11 protein-coding genes and 1 CRISPR repeat array are annotated in these 15,812 nt (G+C 42.6%); all 11 genes read right to left on the bottom strand.

Features of this window, described 5'->3' with window-relative positions:
* Nucleotides 1-1,959 carry a uroporphyrinogen-III C-methyltransferase gene (locus B092_RS0106935; protein WP_018574532.1) on the bottom strand — a complete coding sequence of 653 codons (1,959 nt, stop codon included), beginning with the start codon at nt 1,957-1,959 and terminating at the stop codon, nt 1-3.
* 194 nt (nt 1,960-2,153) lie between these two features.
* Nucleotides 2,154-4,049, bottom strand: coding sequence for a bifunctional chorismate-binding protein/class IV aminotransferase (locus B092_RS0106930; RefSeq protein ID WP_018574531.1), 1,896 nt, complete (start codon nt 4,047-4,049; stop codon nt 2,154-2,156).
* Between the two features lie 16 nt (nt 4,050-4,065).
* On the bottom strand, nt 4,066-4,854 hold the full coding sequence (locus tag B092_RS0106925) for a uroporphyrinogen-III synthase (protein ID WP_018574530.1): 789 nt from the start codon (nt 4,852-4,854) through the stop codon (nt 4,066-4,068).
* Between the two features lie 41 nt (nt 4,855-4,895).
* Entirely contained in the window at nt 4,896-5,846 is a 951-nt protein-coding gene (hemC, locus tag B092_RS0106920) for a hydroxymethylbilane synthase (RefSeq protein ID WP_018574529.1), read from the bottom strand.
* A gap of 115 nt (nt 5,847-5,961) precedes the next feature.
* A complete protein-coding gene (locus tag B092_RS0106915) occupies nt 5,962-6,687 on the bottom strand; it encodes a TerC family protein (RefSeq protein WP_018574528.1) in 726 nt (241 codons plus the stop codon).
* Nucleotides 6,688-6,845: 158 nt separating this feature from the next.
* Nucleotides 6,846-7,727, bottom strand: a complete 882-nt coding sequence (gene sucD, locus B092_RS0106910; RefSeq protein ID WP_018574527.1) for a succinate--CoA ligase subunit alpha — start codon at nt 7,725-7,727, stop codon at nt 6,846-6,848.
* 15 nt (nt 7,728-7,742) lie between these two features.
* Entirely contained in the window at nt 7,743-8,903 is a 1,161-nt protein-coding gene (sucC, locus tag B092_RS0106905; RefSeq protein ID WP_018574526.1) for an ADP-forming succinate--CoA ligase subunit beta, read from the bottom strand.
* Between the two features lie 63 nt (nt 8,904-8,966).
* A complete protein-coding gene (locus B092_RS13905) occupies nt 8,967-9,470 on the bottom strand; it encodes a DUF2889 domain-containing protein (RefSeq protein WP_018574525.1) in 504 nt (167 codons plus the stop codon).
* Between the two features lie 245 nt (nt 9,471-9,715).
* Nucleotides 9,716-10,081 (bottom strand): fluoride efflux transporter CrcB, encoded by a 366-nt coding sequence (gene crcB, locus B092_RS0106895; RefSeq protein ID WP_018574524.1) that lies wholly within the window; start codon nt 10,079-10,081, stop codon nt 9,716-9,718.
* A gap of 452 nt (nt 10,082-10,533) precedes the next feature.
* Nucleotides 10,534-13,981: a CRISPR direct-repeat array (repeat unit 28 nt; unit sequence TTTCTAAGCCACCTGTGCGGTGGCTAAC).
* A 137-nt stretch (nt 13,982-14,118) separates the two neighbouring features.
* Nucleotides 14,119-14,784, bottom strand: a complete 666-nt coding sequence (gene cas6f, locus B092_RS0106890; protein WP_018574523.1) for a type I-F CRISPR-associated endoribonuclease Cas6/Csy4 — start codon at nt 14,782-14,784, stop codon at nt 14,119-14,121.
* A 9-nt stretch (nt 14,785-14,793) separates the two neighbouring features.
* Complete coding sequence (cas5fv, locus tag B092_RS0106885) at nt 14,794-15,804, bottom strand: type I-Fv CRISPR-associated protein Cas5fv (RefSeq protein ID WP_018574522.1); 1,011 nt, start codon at nt 15,802-15,804, stop codon at nt 14,794-14,796.
* Nucleotides 15,805-15,812: the final 8 nt, after the last annotated feature.

Below are 15,812 nucleotides of genomic sequence, written 5' to 3'. Positions count from 1 at the left end.
TTACTCCTGGAAAGAACGTTGAACACGAAGCTGCTCATAAGTTTCTGATAGCGCTCTACGACTATGAGAAATATCTGGCATAGTGGGCTGCACCGATGCTTTTACTAAATCAGCTAACATTGATTGAGCTTGCATAGCTTCGCTTGAATCTTGACGGAAATACTGCTGCAAAGACTCTGCTACAGATGCCAATGATGTCTGCCAAATACCTTGCTGTCGACTCATTAACGCCTGCTGAGCAAAACCTAGCTGCATTTTAAGGTTATTGCGCATAATACCTGCTTGTTCCGCAGATAGCAGACCGGAATCCGGCTCAGAAAGCTTCTCGACTCGGACTAATTCACCCAAATCGCTGGCAATGGCGCTATATGCTGTGCTGGCCAGAGACTTCGTCTGTGACCAGGTGCGCTCGTACCATCTAGCATCTGCATTTGTCGTAACCTCTTTAGACTCTGGAGGTGCGGCCTCTGCAAATTCAGAACTTTCTGCCGTCGACTTAGTTGGCATCATAAGGTGGCTATGAGAGGAATAATCCGGGGTATTTAAAGGCGCCAAATCAATTAACCTTGACAATTGTTGTACCTGTCTAAACATGTCCTCAACTGTCGCAGATTCACTCGATCTCAACGTCACGATATCGGCACCAATCGCTCCGACTAAACCATCCAGCATAGTATTTTTAGACTCAGCAGCGATACGCTGTGCAACCGTAAGAATAGATACGGCATTTGCTACGTTGCCATTGAATCGCAGCTCATTTTCTGCTGACTGCAACAATCGAGAAACATCATTTAACAAAAGACCGTCAGCGCTGGCATTAGTATCTTGTAAATGCTGCTGCATACTGGACAATTCTTGCTGCAGGCGTCGGATTTCGTGCTGCTGGCGAGCAGCAAGCACTTCAAACTCACGCTCTAACTCAGCAATCACTTGTGAACCCTGCTCTTCTACTGCAGCAATCGCTTGGGCTTGAACTTGCTGTTGTTGCTGAACATAATCCTCAGCTGCGTCGTCTACTGCGCCGGCTTCAGCTTCTGTTTCTGTCTCTTGAGATTGAGATGCCGCTTCAGCCTCCTGAATATCGCTTATATCCTCTTCTTGCTGTGTTTCCGGATTAAGTGCGGCATCAGTAGTTTCCTCAGATATTACATCTCGCTCAGTAGAAGTTGCCTCACTCTCAGATTTTGTATCGTTGAGTGCGTCATTTTCAACTTCTTCAATTTCAGAACCATCCACACGGTCGACATTTGGTTCATCCATTGATGTCACATCCTCCGGCTCTTTTTCGCCTGTCGCAAGCTCTTCTTGCTCAAAAGCACCAATACCCAATTCAGGGGTAACAGCAGCACTCTGCTCCGCAGGACGCTCGTCGACTGATGAAGACTCACTATCATCCGCTGTGGCATCAGGCGTATGTTCATCTTCAGCTATTTCTTTACCTGTCTGGTGCTCAACGACATCATCAGAACTTGCTAAGTCTGTGGCTGATTCATCCTCTATGAAAGAGTCACCAGTCAATTCTTCAGAAGCAGTCGCTTCGGCTGGGACAGCCTCAGTTTCTTCTGCTGATTGACTCATTACGGTTGGGTCATTGCTACTCTCATCGCTTTGGTTCGAGTAATAAATACCGGCAACGGCCGCAGCGACTAACACTACACCGACACCATACCAAACTGCATTACTACCTTTTTTCTTAGCTTTTTCTGCATCAGAAGTAATGGTGTCTTGATCAGGACCACCATTCACAGCAGTCGTTGAATTATCTTGTGCTTCCTCTGCTACTTCAATGTCATCGTCATCTTGCTTTGACGGCTCGTTAGCCATTATTGCTTGCTCCTCTTCGTCTTTTAAATCAATATCGACTTGATCATCATTTTGAAGAAATTCTGCATCAGTAGATTCTTCAATATCCTCAGGACGATTACCTGTTTGATTATTACGATTACGACCTTTTGCCATATTTAATCTTCCTTCAGATGAATTAGTTATTAGCCACTTAAAGTTTATATTGTTATCGTTAGCTCTACACCTAGTGTGGCCATTACTTAGCTAAAGTAAAAGTTTACTATCTTTTTGATTCTATACCAATCATAATGACAGATTAATCATTATTGCAATTTAGCATGATTTATCCAATTGCCAATTGACAAAATTTAAACTATCAGCAATTTCGCCCTCAAAAGCCCTCGAAGTGCATTACTTACCATGATTTCTTCAGACTCAAGAAGCGCCTGTCGGGTAATTTTTGTTTCAATCACATTTGCTGTACTTAGATAAGCGTTCGTATCAGCCAGTACCTCTTGTCGCATCACCCCATTCAAAATCGGTAGCTCAGTGCTTGGGGTATACCATACATCATTTATCTTTAAAAACACATTACTTCTAGCGCCTTCTAAGAGATGATCTTCTTGATCAAATAATAACTGATCAAAGGCACCGTATTGGATCGCCTCTGCCAAAGCGGCATCATACAATGTGCGCTGACTCGTCTTGTGACGGCTCAAATACGAGGGATTAAATGCTGAGGCGTGCTTATAAAGTAAAAGCATCGACTCCTTAGGCAATTCTTCCAGCGTATAAAGCGTGGCAGAAAGCGTGAGCTGAGAATTAACCTCCACACTATAATCTGCCTTAAAACGCTCATAACGTTCGCTCAGTGGCTCTAACGCGATCTTTAATCGATATTCACCGGTCAGGGGTAACTGCTCAATAAGATGTAAAAAAGCCTGTTCTAACTTGGTCGTGGATGTTAAGAAGGCGAGCGATACAGCAGAATTAAATAATCGCAATTTATGACGTGCCAATAGCTCACAATCGCCTTGACTCCAGCGCATTGTTTCAAAAATAGCAAATTCAGGCGGTAAACCTAGGATAAAACGGGCTTTCCAGAAACATTCGTCATATTCTTCACTTGCTTTGCTATCAATAACAATCCCCGATCCTACTCCCATGGAGGCTTGAAAGCATTCACTTCCTTCTCGCAAGTGGAAACTACGGATCATGACATTAAGTTGCCCATGGAAACCCAAGGCACCGGGTTCATGCGCATCGGCATTACGTTCGATTAATCCAATACTTCCTGTATAAATCCCTCGTGTTCTTTTTTCAAGCTCCTTAATGAGTTTCATACTCATTTTCTTGGGTGCTCCTGTAATGGATCCGCAAGGAAATGTCGCCTTTAATAATGATGAAAAGCCGCTGTTGGACGGAATCTTAGCCTCTACCGTACTCGTCATTTGCCAAACCGAACCAAAGCGATTAACCTCGAATAAAGCAGGTACCTTGACTTGACCTGTTTCAGCAATTCGACCGAGGTCATTGCGCAGCAGATCAACAATCATCAAATTTTCAGCGCGATTTTTTAGATCTGCCCGCAAATTAACCGCTCGTTCTTCGTCCAAGCCATCACCAAGAATAGGTGCTGTACCCTTCATCGGCTTAGTCCTAATCAAACCATCCGCTTGAATATCCAAAAACAATTCAGGGGACAAACTAAGCAACCATGGCCGATTGGTTAAAGGCAAGTTAGCAAGTGCAGCGTACGGCACTTGTTGCTGTTGGCGCAAACGTCTATACAAAGCAGCAGGATGACCGTATGTTTTAAAGTCCAGATTAGATGTAAAGTTTATCTGATACACATCACCGCGGCTAATTGCTTCATGAATCGCTGTGATTTTCTTAGTATATGCTGCTGCATCAATAGAAAGATTGGCCTCTGCAATGCCTGCTGTTGCCGTAGAATAGCTATCTAAATAATAAGTGATTTCAGTTACCGATAAATAGCGTTTTTGGGAAAACCAAAATATATGAATATGATTATCTGAAGCGTTAGGCGAACTAAGCTGTTCATTGACAAGGTCAGCACCAAACTCATAGGGTATGTAGAGAAATGAAAACAAGCCCTGCTTCCAGCCTGTATCTAAGGCTATATCGAGCATTACCAGCTCGTCAGCAGCAAAACTCAAATGATGCTGAAAGCCACTTAGCAAAGTGGCTTTTTCATTAATAATATCGTCCAATAAGACGAAGTGACTCGTAGCTATACTCACTCCATATATCCTTGCTTTATATTAAGCTAATAAGAGTTTCTGCGATACTTGGATTATCCGGCTGAGTCAAATGCACACTAAGCGCACGATGTTGCGATGGAGCAAATTGAACTCTCTTTTGCTCTAGATGCTCTGCAATGCGGGGATGAAACACCAAAAACTCATGCGCCCAACAAAGCTTTGCAAATGTAGGTACCTTTAGCCATTGTTGAATTATGGCATCGACACTCTCACGACTTGTTAATAACCAACAAACTCGTGCATGTTCATTTTTGTGAAGTAGCGCTAATAAAGGCTGTATTTGCTGTTCTGTCCAAACCGCAGGAGCTCTTTTATACACCGTCAAAAAAGAGGTTTTTACAGAGCGCTGCTTAAGCTGCTCATTTAACCAATTACGCCCCTGCTGAGCACGCACAATCATGACCTGTTTAGGCACCTGGTATTTTTTTTCAAACCAATCCAAAAAAGACTCAGAATCAGAGTCACCGGTTGGCGCAAGCAACACCTTATCTGGTGCAACACCATGATTAATTAAAGCCGCTGCTGAAACTTGTCCTACAGCAGCCGCAAAAAGTGTGGAAGGCCAGCTAACTTCTTTAGCGTTAAGCCTATTAAAAAAACTATCTACCGCATATTGACTGACGAAAAAAACAAAATCACTGCTTTGCCAATCATCAGGCAGCTCAAAGTCCAACGGCTGCAAACACAATGCAGGCAAACTCAAAACGTCAAAATCAGCTAATAAAGCTTGAAGTTCTAAGTTTTTATGTGCAGGACGCGTATTAATGACTAAATCAAAGGACATATAAAAGGTGAAGCGAAAGGCAACGCTGCAAAATTTAAATTTTAGAATTGACGTGCAGCACTCTGCTCCAACGCTTTTGCTAGAAGCTTCTTACCACCTCGGTCTAATAGGTCATTTGCCGCTTTATCACCTAATTCCTGCGCTTTATCCAGCTCTCCTCGAATATCGGTTGATAAGCTTTCAGTACCATCCGGCAACGCCACCATCGCTCTTAAATAAAGCTGGTTATCCTCTACCACAGCATGTGCCGCGATAGGCACCTGACACGAACCACCTAGAGCTTGGGAAATAGCTCGCTCTGCAGTAGCTGCTGCCGTTGTTTCATGACAAGATAGAAAAGACAATAGCTCCTTCATATCGTCACGAGTGTTAAGCACCTCAATACCCAGTGCCCCTTGTCCCGCTGCAGGTAAACTCTGCTCTAAAGACAGACGTGAACGAATACGCGCGCCTAAACCTAAGCGCTCCAAACCCGAAGCAGCCAAAATAATGGCATCATACTCACCCGCATCTAACTTGCCAAGGCGAGTATCTAAGTTACCGCGTAAAGGCTGTACCACTAACTTAGGATAACGCGCTCGAATTTGCGACTCACGTCGCAAACTTGATGTACCCACCACAGAACCTTCTGGTAAGTCATCCAAGTTTTCATATTTATTTGAAACAAAAGCATCACGCGCATCAGCACGCTTTAAGATGGTGCTTAGAGAGAATTCGTCATAAAGCTCCATCGGCACATCCTTAAGTGAATGCACCGCTAAATCAGCACGACCATCAAGTAGCGCTGTTTCCAGCTCCTTAACAAATAATCCCTTACCGCCGATTTTTGATAGGCTGCGATCAATAATCTGATCACCCTTAGTCGTCATCTTAAGTAGTTCAACGATTAGTCCGGGATACTGCTTCTGCAAAGCGTCTTGAACAAACTCGGCTTGCCAAAGAGCTAAACGACTGGCACGGGTCGCAATAACGATTTTTTCAGGTAACTTCAATGTACTCTCAATTCTATTCTTAATATTCAAAAACAACTAACCACCAAGGCTAGACTTTAATTAATGATATCAAAGCTACACACATGGTGGTTAGTTACACAATCAATTTAAGTGATTATTGCCCTGCGACAGCATCCTTAGAATTATTTTTTTGCTTTCTTGCCCATAACAACCCTATACCGACAACAAACAGCGCACCGATAATTTCAGCACCATACTTGACTGTGGAAGGAGCTGCAGCGCCATCAAAGAAGTGGTCTTTAACCGCAACGTCACCAACGATTAAACTACCGGCAATCCAACCTAATAAACCGGCACCGAATATAACCACCCATGGGAATCGATCGATTAATTTAAGCACGAGCGCACTACCCCAGATAATAATAGGCACACTCACTAACAGACCAAAGATCACATAGAACAACTGATGACCATCTGCCGTATTTTGGGCAGCACCGGCAATGGCAATTACATTATCAAAACTCATCACTAAGTCAGCGATTAAAATAGTCCGTACAGCTCCCCAGACATTCCCACTCGCCTTGACCTCGTGATGCTCATCTTGAGGAACAAGCAACTTGATACCAATCCATAATAATAGTATGGCACCAATAATTTTTAGATACGGAATTAATAACAACGACATGGCGAAAGCGATAAGAATCACTCTCATAATAATGGCACCGGCTGTACCCCAAAGAATACCCTTGACGCGTTGGCTTTTCTCTAAATTACGACAAGCCAATGCGATGATAATTGCATTATCCCCGCCAAGAAGAATGTCAATTAAAATAATCTGAAACACTGCACCCCAGTGAATCATCTGAATAAATTCAATCATGTTCCTTTGTTCCTGATTTACACGAATAAGTGAAAAATTATAACTCAATGAAAGTTGATAATGCTTTCAATAATTAATAATTTCTCAGAAAATTAGCACAGCAAAAAACCCCTAGTTACACAACACATAACTAGGGGTTCAACTAATGCCTGTCAGTTTTATAGGATAGATTTAAGTAATTTACCCATTTCTGAAGGATTGCGAGTCGTTTTGATACCGCACTCTTCCATGACTGCCAACTTAGCATTAGCGGTGTCATCACCACCTGAAATTAACGCACCTGCGTGACCCATACGCTTACCAGCAGGAGCTGTTACACCGGCGATAAAGCCAACTACCGGTTTAGTCATATTGTCTTTAGCCCAACGAGCAGCTTCAACCTCATCCGGACCACCGATTTCACCGATCATCACAACCGCTTCGGTTTCTGGGTCCTCATTGAACATCTTCAACACATCGATGTGCTTAAGACCATTGATCGGGTCACCACCAATACCGACTGCTGCAGACTGACCTAAGCCAAGCTCAGTTAATTGAGCAACTGCTTCATAGGTTAGGGTACCTGAACGGCTAACCACACCAATACTACCCTTACGGTGAATGTGTGCAGGCATAATGCCGATTTTAAGCTCATCAGGAACAACGATCCCTGGGCAGTTAGGGCCTAGTAGATGTGTTTTGCTGTTCATTGCACGCATTTTATTGCGTACTTCCAACATATCACGGACAGGAATACCCTCAGTAATACAAATCACTAGATCTAACTCAGCTTCTACTGCTTCCATAATGGCAGCCGCTGCACCTGCAGGTGGTACATAGATAACTGAGACATTAGCGCCAGTTTCATTTTTAGCGTCTTGTACCGTACCGAAGATAGGAATACCCTCAAAATCCTCGCCTGCGCGTTTAGGATTTACGCCTGCAACATAAGCTGCCTGGCCATTAGCATACTCACGGCTAAAACGTGTGTGGTATTGACCAGTCTTACCTGTGATCCCCTGAGTAATAACTTTGGTATCTTTATTGATTAAAATTGACATGTGTAATCCTCTATCTTATTTGGCAGCTTCAACAACTTTAGTTGCTGCTTCAGCCATCGTATCGGCACTGATAATCGGCAATCCGGACTCGGCTAGCATCTTCTTGCCTAACTCCTCGTTAGTACCTTTCATGCGAACCACAAGAGGTACATCTAGATTAACTGCTTTACACGCGGCAATAACACCTTCAGCAATTACATCACAGCGCATAATACCACCGAAAATATTAACTAAAATAGCTTTAACATCGTCGTTTTTCAACATGATTTTAAACGCTTCAGTTACTTTTTCAGCTGTTGCACCGCCACCAACGTCTAAGAAGTTAGCAGGTTCACCGCCAAACAACTTAATCGTATCCATGGTCGCCATGGCTAGGCCGGCACCATTGACCAAGCAACCGATATTACCATCTAACTGAATATAAGCTAAATCAAATTTACTTGCTTCGATCTCAGCTGGGTCCTCTTCATCCAAATCACGGTAAGCAACAATTTCTTCCTGACGGAATAACGCATTGGAGTCAAAGTTAAACTTCGCATCTAACGCACGAATATGGCCATCGCCAGTTAAAATTAATGGGTTAATTTCTGCTAATGACGCATCAGTTTCCCAGTAGGCTTGGTATAGCTTCTGGAATTGATCCACCGCTTCAGCAATGGCTTCTTCAGGAATACCAATACCACGAGCTAATTGCTCTGCATCTTCTGCAGTCAATCCGGTCGCAGGATCAACAAAAACTTTTAACAGTTTTTCCGGCGTTTCGGCAGCAACTTCTTCAATATCCATACCGCCTTCGCTAGAAGCCATAACAGCATTCTTCTGCGTACCACGGTCAGTAACGATACCGAGATAATACTCTTTTTTAATGTCCGCGCCTTCTTCGATAAGAAGACGTTGAACTTTACGACCTTCAGGGCCGGTTTGGTGTGTAATTAATTGCATACCAAGAATTTCATTAGCCAGTTCGCGCACTTCATCGATTGATTTAGCTAATTTAACACCACCGCCTTTACCACGACCGCCGGCATGAATTTGTGCTTTAACAACCCAAACTGGACCGCCTAGCTCTTCAGCTGCTTTAACAGCCTCTTCTACCGTAAAAGCCGGAATACCGCGAGGTACATTAACGCCGAACTTTCTTAATAGTTCCTTGCCTTGATACTCATGAATATTCATAGATGACCTATAAGAAATATTGAAAAAACTTTATCCAAAATAAAGTACTTAATTTACTACACATTAGTCTGTACTGGGTACATACCATTGGGGGTAAAACTTTTTAACAACTGGGGAATCCAAAGAGTAGGCATGGCAACCTTCGAGCTGAAATGGTCGGCGCCCACCATCAACCGCGTCATTAATACGCTTACGTGATAAACTCTGAACAAATACAGTAGGAATCAATACAGACAACTCACTCATGTGTGTACAGCCCTGCGTCTTTGCAAATTTATCACGAACCTTGTGACGAAAGCCTTTTAATAGATGTAAACCAATAAAGCCCTTGTATGCTTCCTCGATGGACCGACAGACGTCGCCGTAAGGTGCGGCGTCATAGTGGACATTGGCATCAACAATCAAACCGCTATCCTCTACTGTTAGACAGATAGTCATATCATGAACGGCCTCCCCTGCCTTTCTGACCGAACCATCTGACCTTGTAAAGTCATAGCTTTTGAAGTCAACTAATTTAGCCTCCAGATCCCAAAGACCATCGTCTCTCTCATAAGATTCGATGGCCATTTGTCTTGTATGAATTTTTTTTCGTCTAACCACGTTGAGTTTAAAAACCTCAAATAAGTATTGTGAATTTTTTTACCCACTTGAGTATACAGCAAAAGCAAATTACTATGTTATTGAAATCACGTCTTTAGGCCCATCATCAGGCACCACATTAATAGCAGAGAAGCCCAAAAGACGGGCTTATACAGAAAACAGCAAGATAGATTAGGGTTAACCCAAAGACCATCGTGAGCTTAGTATGCCATTTAGCGTATAAGTGCCATTCCAACAAATAACGCCGCAACACTAAGTAATACTGATGCAATGACATACAAGGTCGCTTGTAAAAACTCACCTTTTGACCATAGCAAAACAAGCTCTAATGAAAAAGCAGAAAATGTAGTAAAACCACCAAAGAAACCGGTAGTAAGAAAAAGCTTAGTTTGTTCTGATAAACCACTCTTGAGAGCCCAATACTCGACAGCTAATCCCATCAAAAAAGAACCAAGAACATTGACTAATAAAGTGCCTAAGAGAAATTGAATACCAAATAGCTTGGTCGTCATGATGCTGACGCTATAGCGTGCTACAGATCCTAAACCACCACCAAGAAAAACCAGTAGAAAAGACACTTATATACTCCATTTTAGTTAGTGACTGAGAGCAAGCTATTGTCGTAATGCGGCGTTTTCTGAACCTTAAAATTTGGGCTTAATCACGTCAAGAATTGACAAAATAACAGTTTAATTTATGAACTGTCTTGAATAATATAAAAAAAGCGCCTTACTTTTGCAATGCCTGCTATTTAAAAGACGGTAATCTGAGCTTTTTATCCATAGTCAAAGCATTGGCATCACATATCTTGTGCTCAAAGTTGATAACTTCGGTGATATGTTATATTTATAGGACGCTCAATTTAGTACTAAAATGGCAGGATACTGCTTAGTAGGCGTAATTATTCCTTTGATAAACTGCTCTATAAGCGTATCACTGTAGAAGCTACACTCTATCATTCCATAGCTTCACTCTAATAAACTCAATTAAAAAACATCTATTGTGTCAGCGAACACAAAGTGCTGACTGGTTTCTAAGCCACCTGTGCGGTGGCTAACTACAATTGAATAATTGATTAATATCAGTTTAATTTCTAAGCCACCTGTGCGGTGGCTAACAGCTAGAGGGCTTCCAAGCGGATAACGCCTTTTTTCTAAGCCACCTGTGCGGTGGCTAACTGCATTGGGCTTTAGGTCGGTTTGATAATAATTTTCTAAGCCACCTGTGCGGTAGCTAACTAACTTAAACAAGATTCGCAAGATATGTAAATTTTCTAAGCCACCTGTGCGGTGGCTAACAAGAGGTACCTTTTCAGTTTGCTACGGGAGATTTTCTAAGCCACCTGTGCGGTGGCTAACCCGTCAGGCTGCCTTTAAGGAATAAATAAAATTTTCTAAGCCACCTGTGCGGTGGCTAACTGTTGTTTTAATGTAAAAGTTTAAAAGCCAATTTTCTAAGCCACCTGTGCGGTGGCTAACCGCTTAAGCACATGCAAACGGCCTAGCTATGATTTCTAAGCCACCTGTGCGGTGGCTAACGGTATCGACACACAATAACGCACTTCTAGAGGTTTCTAAGCCACCTGTGCGGTGGCTAACTACTGCTTGCGACGACTGTTTAATTTTTTTACTTTCTAAGCCACCTGTGCGGTGGCTAACTCCACCACGCCAACGCCTAGCGCGTTAAAAAATTTCTAAGCCACCTGTGCGGTGGCTAACGATGCTGCTCATGTCTGTCGCTAAAATCGTTATTTCTAAGCCACCTGTGCGGTGGCTAACAGTGGTACGAGCGATGCAGTTATCATTCAAGATTTCTAAGCCACCTGTGCGGTGGCTAACACAACTTACTTGTTGGCACTAATTATCCTCGTTTTCTAAGCCACCTGTGCGGTGGCTAACTATTAGCGTAGGGCAAGCCTGGTCTGTCTACTTTTCTAAGCCACCTGTGCGGTGGCTAACTATCGCCTTGAGTCCACTATTCAAGCATTAGATTTCTAAGCCACCTGTGCGGTGGCTAACTTTTGTTGTCGTCAGAATCAATAGCAACCACGTTTCTAAGCCACCTGTGCGGTGGCTAACGCTGAGACTCAGTCGTAAGTGACGCAACAGCATTTCTAAGCCACCTGTGCGGTGGCTAACGGTACGACTGATTTTACTTGCAGCATCGTTCCTTTCTAAGCCACCTGTGCGGTGGCTAACTATGTGTCCCTCGTATTGCCGGTACACCGTAATTTCTAAGCCACCTGTGCGGTGGCTAACTTCACTTGGAATTAGTGGTTGTCGCTTAGTAATTTCTAAGCCACCTGTGCGGTGGCTAACGTTGCAGGAGAGCGATACACACTATCTTTTCATTTCTAAGCCACCTGTGCGGTGGCTAACGACACAGGAGTGCCGGCCGGCACATCTTGCTTTTTCTAAGCCACCTGTGCGGTGGCTAACGCACAAAACTGGGCTGCTACAGGAGGCATGTTTTTCTAAGCCACCTGTGCGGTGGCTAACTTTTGCCGCGGGTACTTTTGGTGTTAGCTGCATTTCTAAGCCACCTGTGCGGTGGCTAACATTTGCAGACAGTGGGAGGTGTTGGTGATGCATTTCTAAGCCACCTGTGCGGTGGCTAACCGATGGAAGCTGCTTTTGGGGAATGATATTTATTTCTAAGCCACCTGTGCGGTGGCTAACTTTAACTGGGCTGTACATTGCTTGTGATGGGATTTCTAAGCCACCTGTGCGGTGGCTAACGGGTTTAGTCAAATCCACAGACTTTCTGAAGATTTCTAAGCCACCTGTGCGGTGGCTAACTTCGCATTGGAGCAAAGCGCTTCCAATCTTCATTTCTAAGCCACCTGTGCGGTGGCTAACTATCAGTCGCTAACTCCGTGTGATCCGATTGATTTCTAAGCCACCTGTGCGGTGGCTAACATAAAGCTGCTCTTAGCTCATCCTCAAAAGCATTTCTAAGCCACCTGTGCGGTGGCTAACTATCAGTCGCTAACTCCGTGTGATCCGATTGATTTCTAAGCCACCTGTGCGGTGGCTAACATAAAGCTGCTCTTAGCTCATCCTCAAAAGCATTTCTAAGCCACCTGTGCGGTGGCTAACTCGCTGCTAGCTATTAACGAAAGTAATATCAATTTCTAAGCCACCTGTGCGGTGGCTAACTTTTACTTAATTAGTTTGTTCATTAAAAATTATTTCTAAGCCACCTGTGCGGTGGCTAACGAAGCAGCTCTTGCTGAAGACTTTGAGATGATTTTCTAAGCCACCTGTGCGGTGGCTAACGGGTAAGAACAAAATATTCATGTCGGCGAGTATTTCTAAGCCACCTGTGCGGTGGCTAACCCACACATTTTCTTGTAAGTGCTGATTCATATTTTCTAAGCCACCTGTGCGGTGGCTAACCATGTCCTGAGTATTCGCTTAAGCCATTATTCTTTCTAAGCCACCTGTGCGGTGGCTAACTAGAAGCCATTGCAGACGACCGAGTGATGATTTTTCTAAGCCACCTGTGCGGTGGCTAACCTGTTATCACTGAGCCACCGGTCGCTTCTGATTTTCTAAGCCACCTGTGCGGTGGCTAACTAGAAGCCATTGCAGACGACCGAGTGATGATTTTTCTAAGCCACCTGTGCGGTGGCTAACCTGTTATCACTGAGCCACCGGTCGCTTCTGATTTTCTAAGCCACCTGTGCGGTGGCTAACTATGAATAAGAACTCCTCGCCATTTACTTCTGTTTCTAAGCCACCTGTGCGGTGGCTAACGCGATTTAAGACTAAGCGAGACGCCAACGAGTTTTCTAAGCCACCTGTGCGGTGGCTAACTGATTTGTATAGACACAAAAAAACCACCCGAATTTCTAAGCCACCTGTGCGGTGGCTAACCGTCTGGATACTTGGTTAATAGCCAGTTAGTTTTTCTAAGCCACCTGTGCGGTGGCTAACCGCACATTTGCGACTGAGGGGCAAGTCAATATTTTCTAAGCCACCTGTGCGGTGGCTAACCTAGACGCATATCAGAAGCTGCAGACGGTAGCTTTCTAAGCCACCTGTGCGGTGGCTAACTGCAGGGCTTCTAAATCAGTAATCATGTCTTTTTTCTAAGCCACCTGTGCGGTGGCTAACTCTACGGTGTGGGGTACATGCAAATGCCATGCTTTCTAAGCCACCTGTGCGGTGGCTAACAAAGGTAGGGTAAAGTTATCGCAATTTTTGAATTTCTAAGCCACCTGTGCGGTGGCTAACTTTTAAAGGCGATTCTTAAAGTATCACTACTATTTCTAAGCCACCTGTGCGGTGGCTAACTGAACATGAACCTCGCTATACACAAAACGTTTTTTCTAAGCCACCTGTGCGGTGGCTAACTTTACCCACTCGATGAGCTCACTTTCCGTTTCTTTCTAAGCCACCTGTGCGGTGGCTAACGGTTAGCTTCAGCACTTACTACTATTAGAATATTTCTAAGCCACCTGTGCGGTGGCTAACAACAATAATAACCGAAAAATATAAGCTACATCAAGTAGTTATTGATAAAACCTTTTTTTACCAAAATATTACTACCTAATGTAACTCATTGATTTTTATTCCAAATTTTTAAAGAAAAAAATAAAGGTATTTTTACACTACCAGTGTGGAACAGTGCTTTGACTACTTAACCCATAAGTATTAAAGCTACCAATACGTTGTCGCTCAGAGCTAATCTGTTCTATTAGCAAAGAGTATTCCTCTCCTGAACTCAAACTTTTCAACTTAATGAATGGTAAGTTCTTTACATTTGGCTCCTCATAATGTTTTTCAGCCTCTTGTATGGTTAAGTTATTAATTTTAGCAAAACGCTGATTTTGTATACTTCTAGCCTCTTCAAAGCTAATTTCTCTGCCCGTTCTTTTACTTTCTCGTTGCATAAACCTGCGAGTTAAACTCTCTAAATTCATGTCAACTCGGTAGCGTTTAACTAACAAATAACAATTAGACTTTTCAGGTACAGGCTGAACACTTTTAATATGCACATAATTCGTTAAGCGTTCTAGCCATTGAGTTAAGTTAAGTTTTACTAGCTCATCTTCAGTATTAGCAAAAACACGTAATTTTGAACCTAAGATAGCAAACTCTACCCCCCCTTTTGCAGTGTATTGATACTCAGGAAAACTTACGCCAATATTTACCGTTTTGTCTGGGTTTTGTTGCTCTACTAATGCTAAATGAATCTGCATATAAAGCTTGCCCCATAGTTGGGGCAGAGAATACTTACTATCATCAATAAGGGTTATTTCAATATAATATTTCATAGTATCTCCTTATACCCTGATATTAGATACATAAGCCAAACCTTTCTTTCCCAAATAAAAAGAAGACACACCGGCATTCTCTATCATTTGTTTAATTTCGAGTCCTTTTTCACGTTCGACATCGATAATGATTTCTAGTTGACCGCTGGCTTTAGTCATCATGGATGTTACTTCTCCTTCGCCCTTTATCTTTTCTTTTTTAATATAAGGGTTCCCCCATATCGTTTTTTTTGGTCCGGTCGTAAAACGATCCATGAAGTCTTTTTTAGTAAACCCTCGTTTTGAGATACCGCTTATCCCACCGGCTTTAGTTTTTGCAGAAGACATATCATACTTATCTTCTAATCTAACTAATTGCAAATACAAAGCTGAACAATAAAGGCTAAGGGTTATAACTTGACCTTTTTTATTAAAATAATCAATATCAGGGAACGTTGACTTTAAAGAATTCACTGCATTCTCAACAACATCCTGATTTTCCAAAGGTTTTTCTTTGTTTAAAAACTCAAGACGGTCAATAATACTAATTGGATCTAGTTGAATGTTTTCATCTATCATTATGTCATCAACAATATATCTGCATAATTTTTGCGTATCTAAACTTAATACTCCCCAAAAATCTTTTGAATAATCAGACGTAAAAATAGGGTCGGCTACTTTAATCATTCCAGTAAATGAATTTTGATCCGTACTACCATTCATGTTACGAATAAAAGTTATTTCATTCGTGAATTTGGGCTTATCCTCAAAAGAGATTTTACTTTCAAGATCTTCAAAATAATAAGAGTTTTCATACATTTTGCTACGTGCTTGATAGAGTTTTCGTTGATCACCAATTAAACGATTCAATAATCCCATAACTGTATCTAGCGTATTGTCGCGAAATTTGAAATTACCTTCTTTTTTCAGATTAGTCATAGAGCCCAAAAACTCTCTGCCTTTTTTTGGTACAGGCTCATTATTTGAACCTCCTAAAAATGAATTTCGCCATGATGAATCATAATCTATGGTTATTTTCATATTAGCCA

Source organism: Oligella ureolytica DSM 18253 (assembly GCF_000373745.1).
Taxonomy (GTDB): domain Bacteria; phylum Pseudomonadota; class Gammaproteobacteria; order Burkholderiales; family Burkholderiaceae_B; genus Oligella; species Oligella ureolytica.
Note: the sequence above shows the minus strand (reverse complement) of the source record. Positions and strands in the feature narration are given on the sequence as shown.

Excerpts from the sequence above, each read along its gene's own strand:
- cas5fv (WP_018574522.1), bottom strand. The coding sequence starts at position 15,804 with ATGAAAATAACCATAGATTATGATTCATCATGGCGAAATTCATTTTTA.
- B092_RS0106915 (WP_018574528.1), bottom strand. The coding sequence starts at position 6,687 with ATGATTGAATTTATTCAGATGATTCACTGGGGTGCAGTGTTTCAGATT.
- sucD (WP_018574527.1), bottom strand. The coding sequence starts at position 7,727 with ATGTCAATTTTAATCAATAAAGATACCAAAGTTATTACTCAGGGGATC.
- cas6f (WP_018574523.1), bottom strand. The coding sequence starts at position 14,784 with ATGAAATATTATATTGAAATAACCCTTATTGATGATAGTAAGTATTCT.
- B092_RS0106935 (WP_018574532.1), bottom strand. The coding sequence starts at position 1,959 with ATGGCAAAAGGTCGTAATCGTAATAATCAAACAGGTAATCGTCCTGAG.
- B092_RS0106925 (WP_018574530.1), bottom strand. The coding sequence starts at position 4,854 with ATGTCCTTTGATTTAGTCATTAATACGCGTCCTGCACATAAAAACTTA.
- sucC (WP_018574526.1), bottom strand. The coding sequence starts at position 8,903 with ATGAATATTCATGAGTATCAAGGCAAGGAACTATTAAGAAAGTTCGGC.
- B092_RS13905 (WP_018574525.1), bottom strand. The coding sequence starts at position 9,470 with ATGGCCATCGAATCTTATGAGAGAGACGATGGTCTTTGGGATCTGGAG.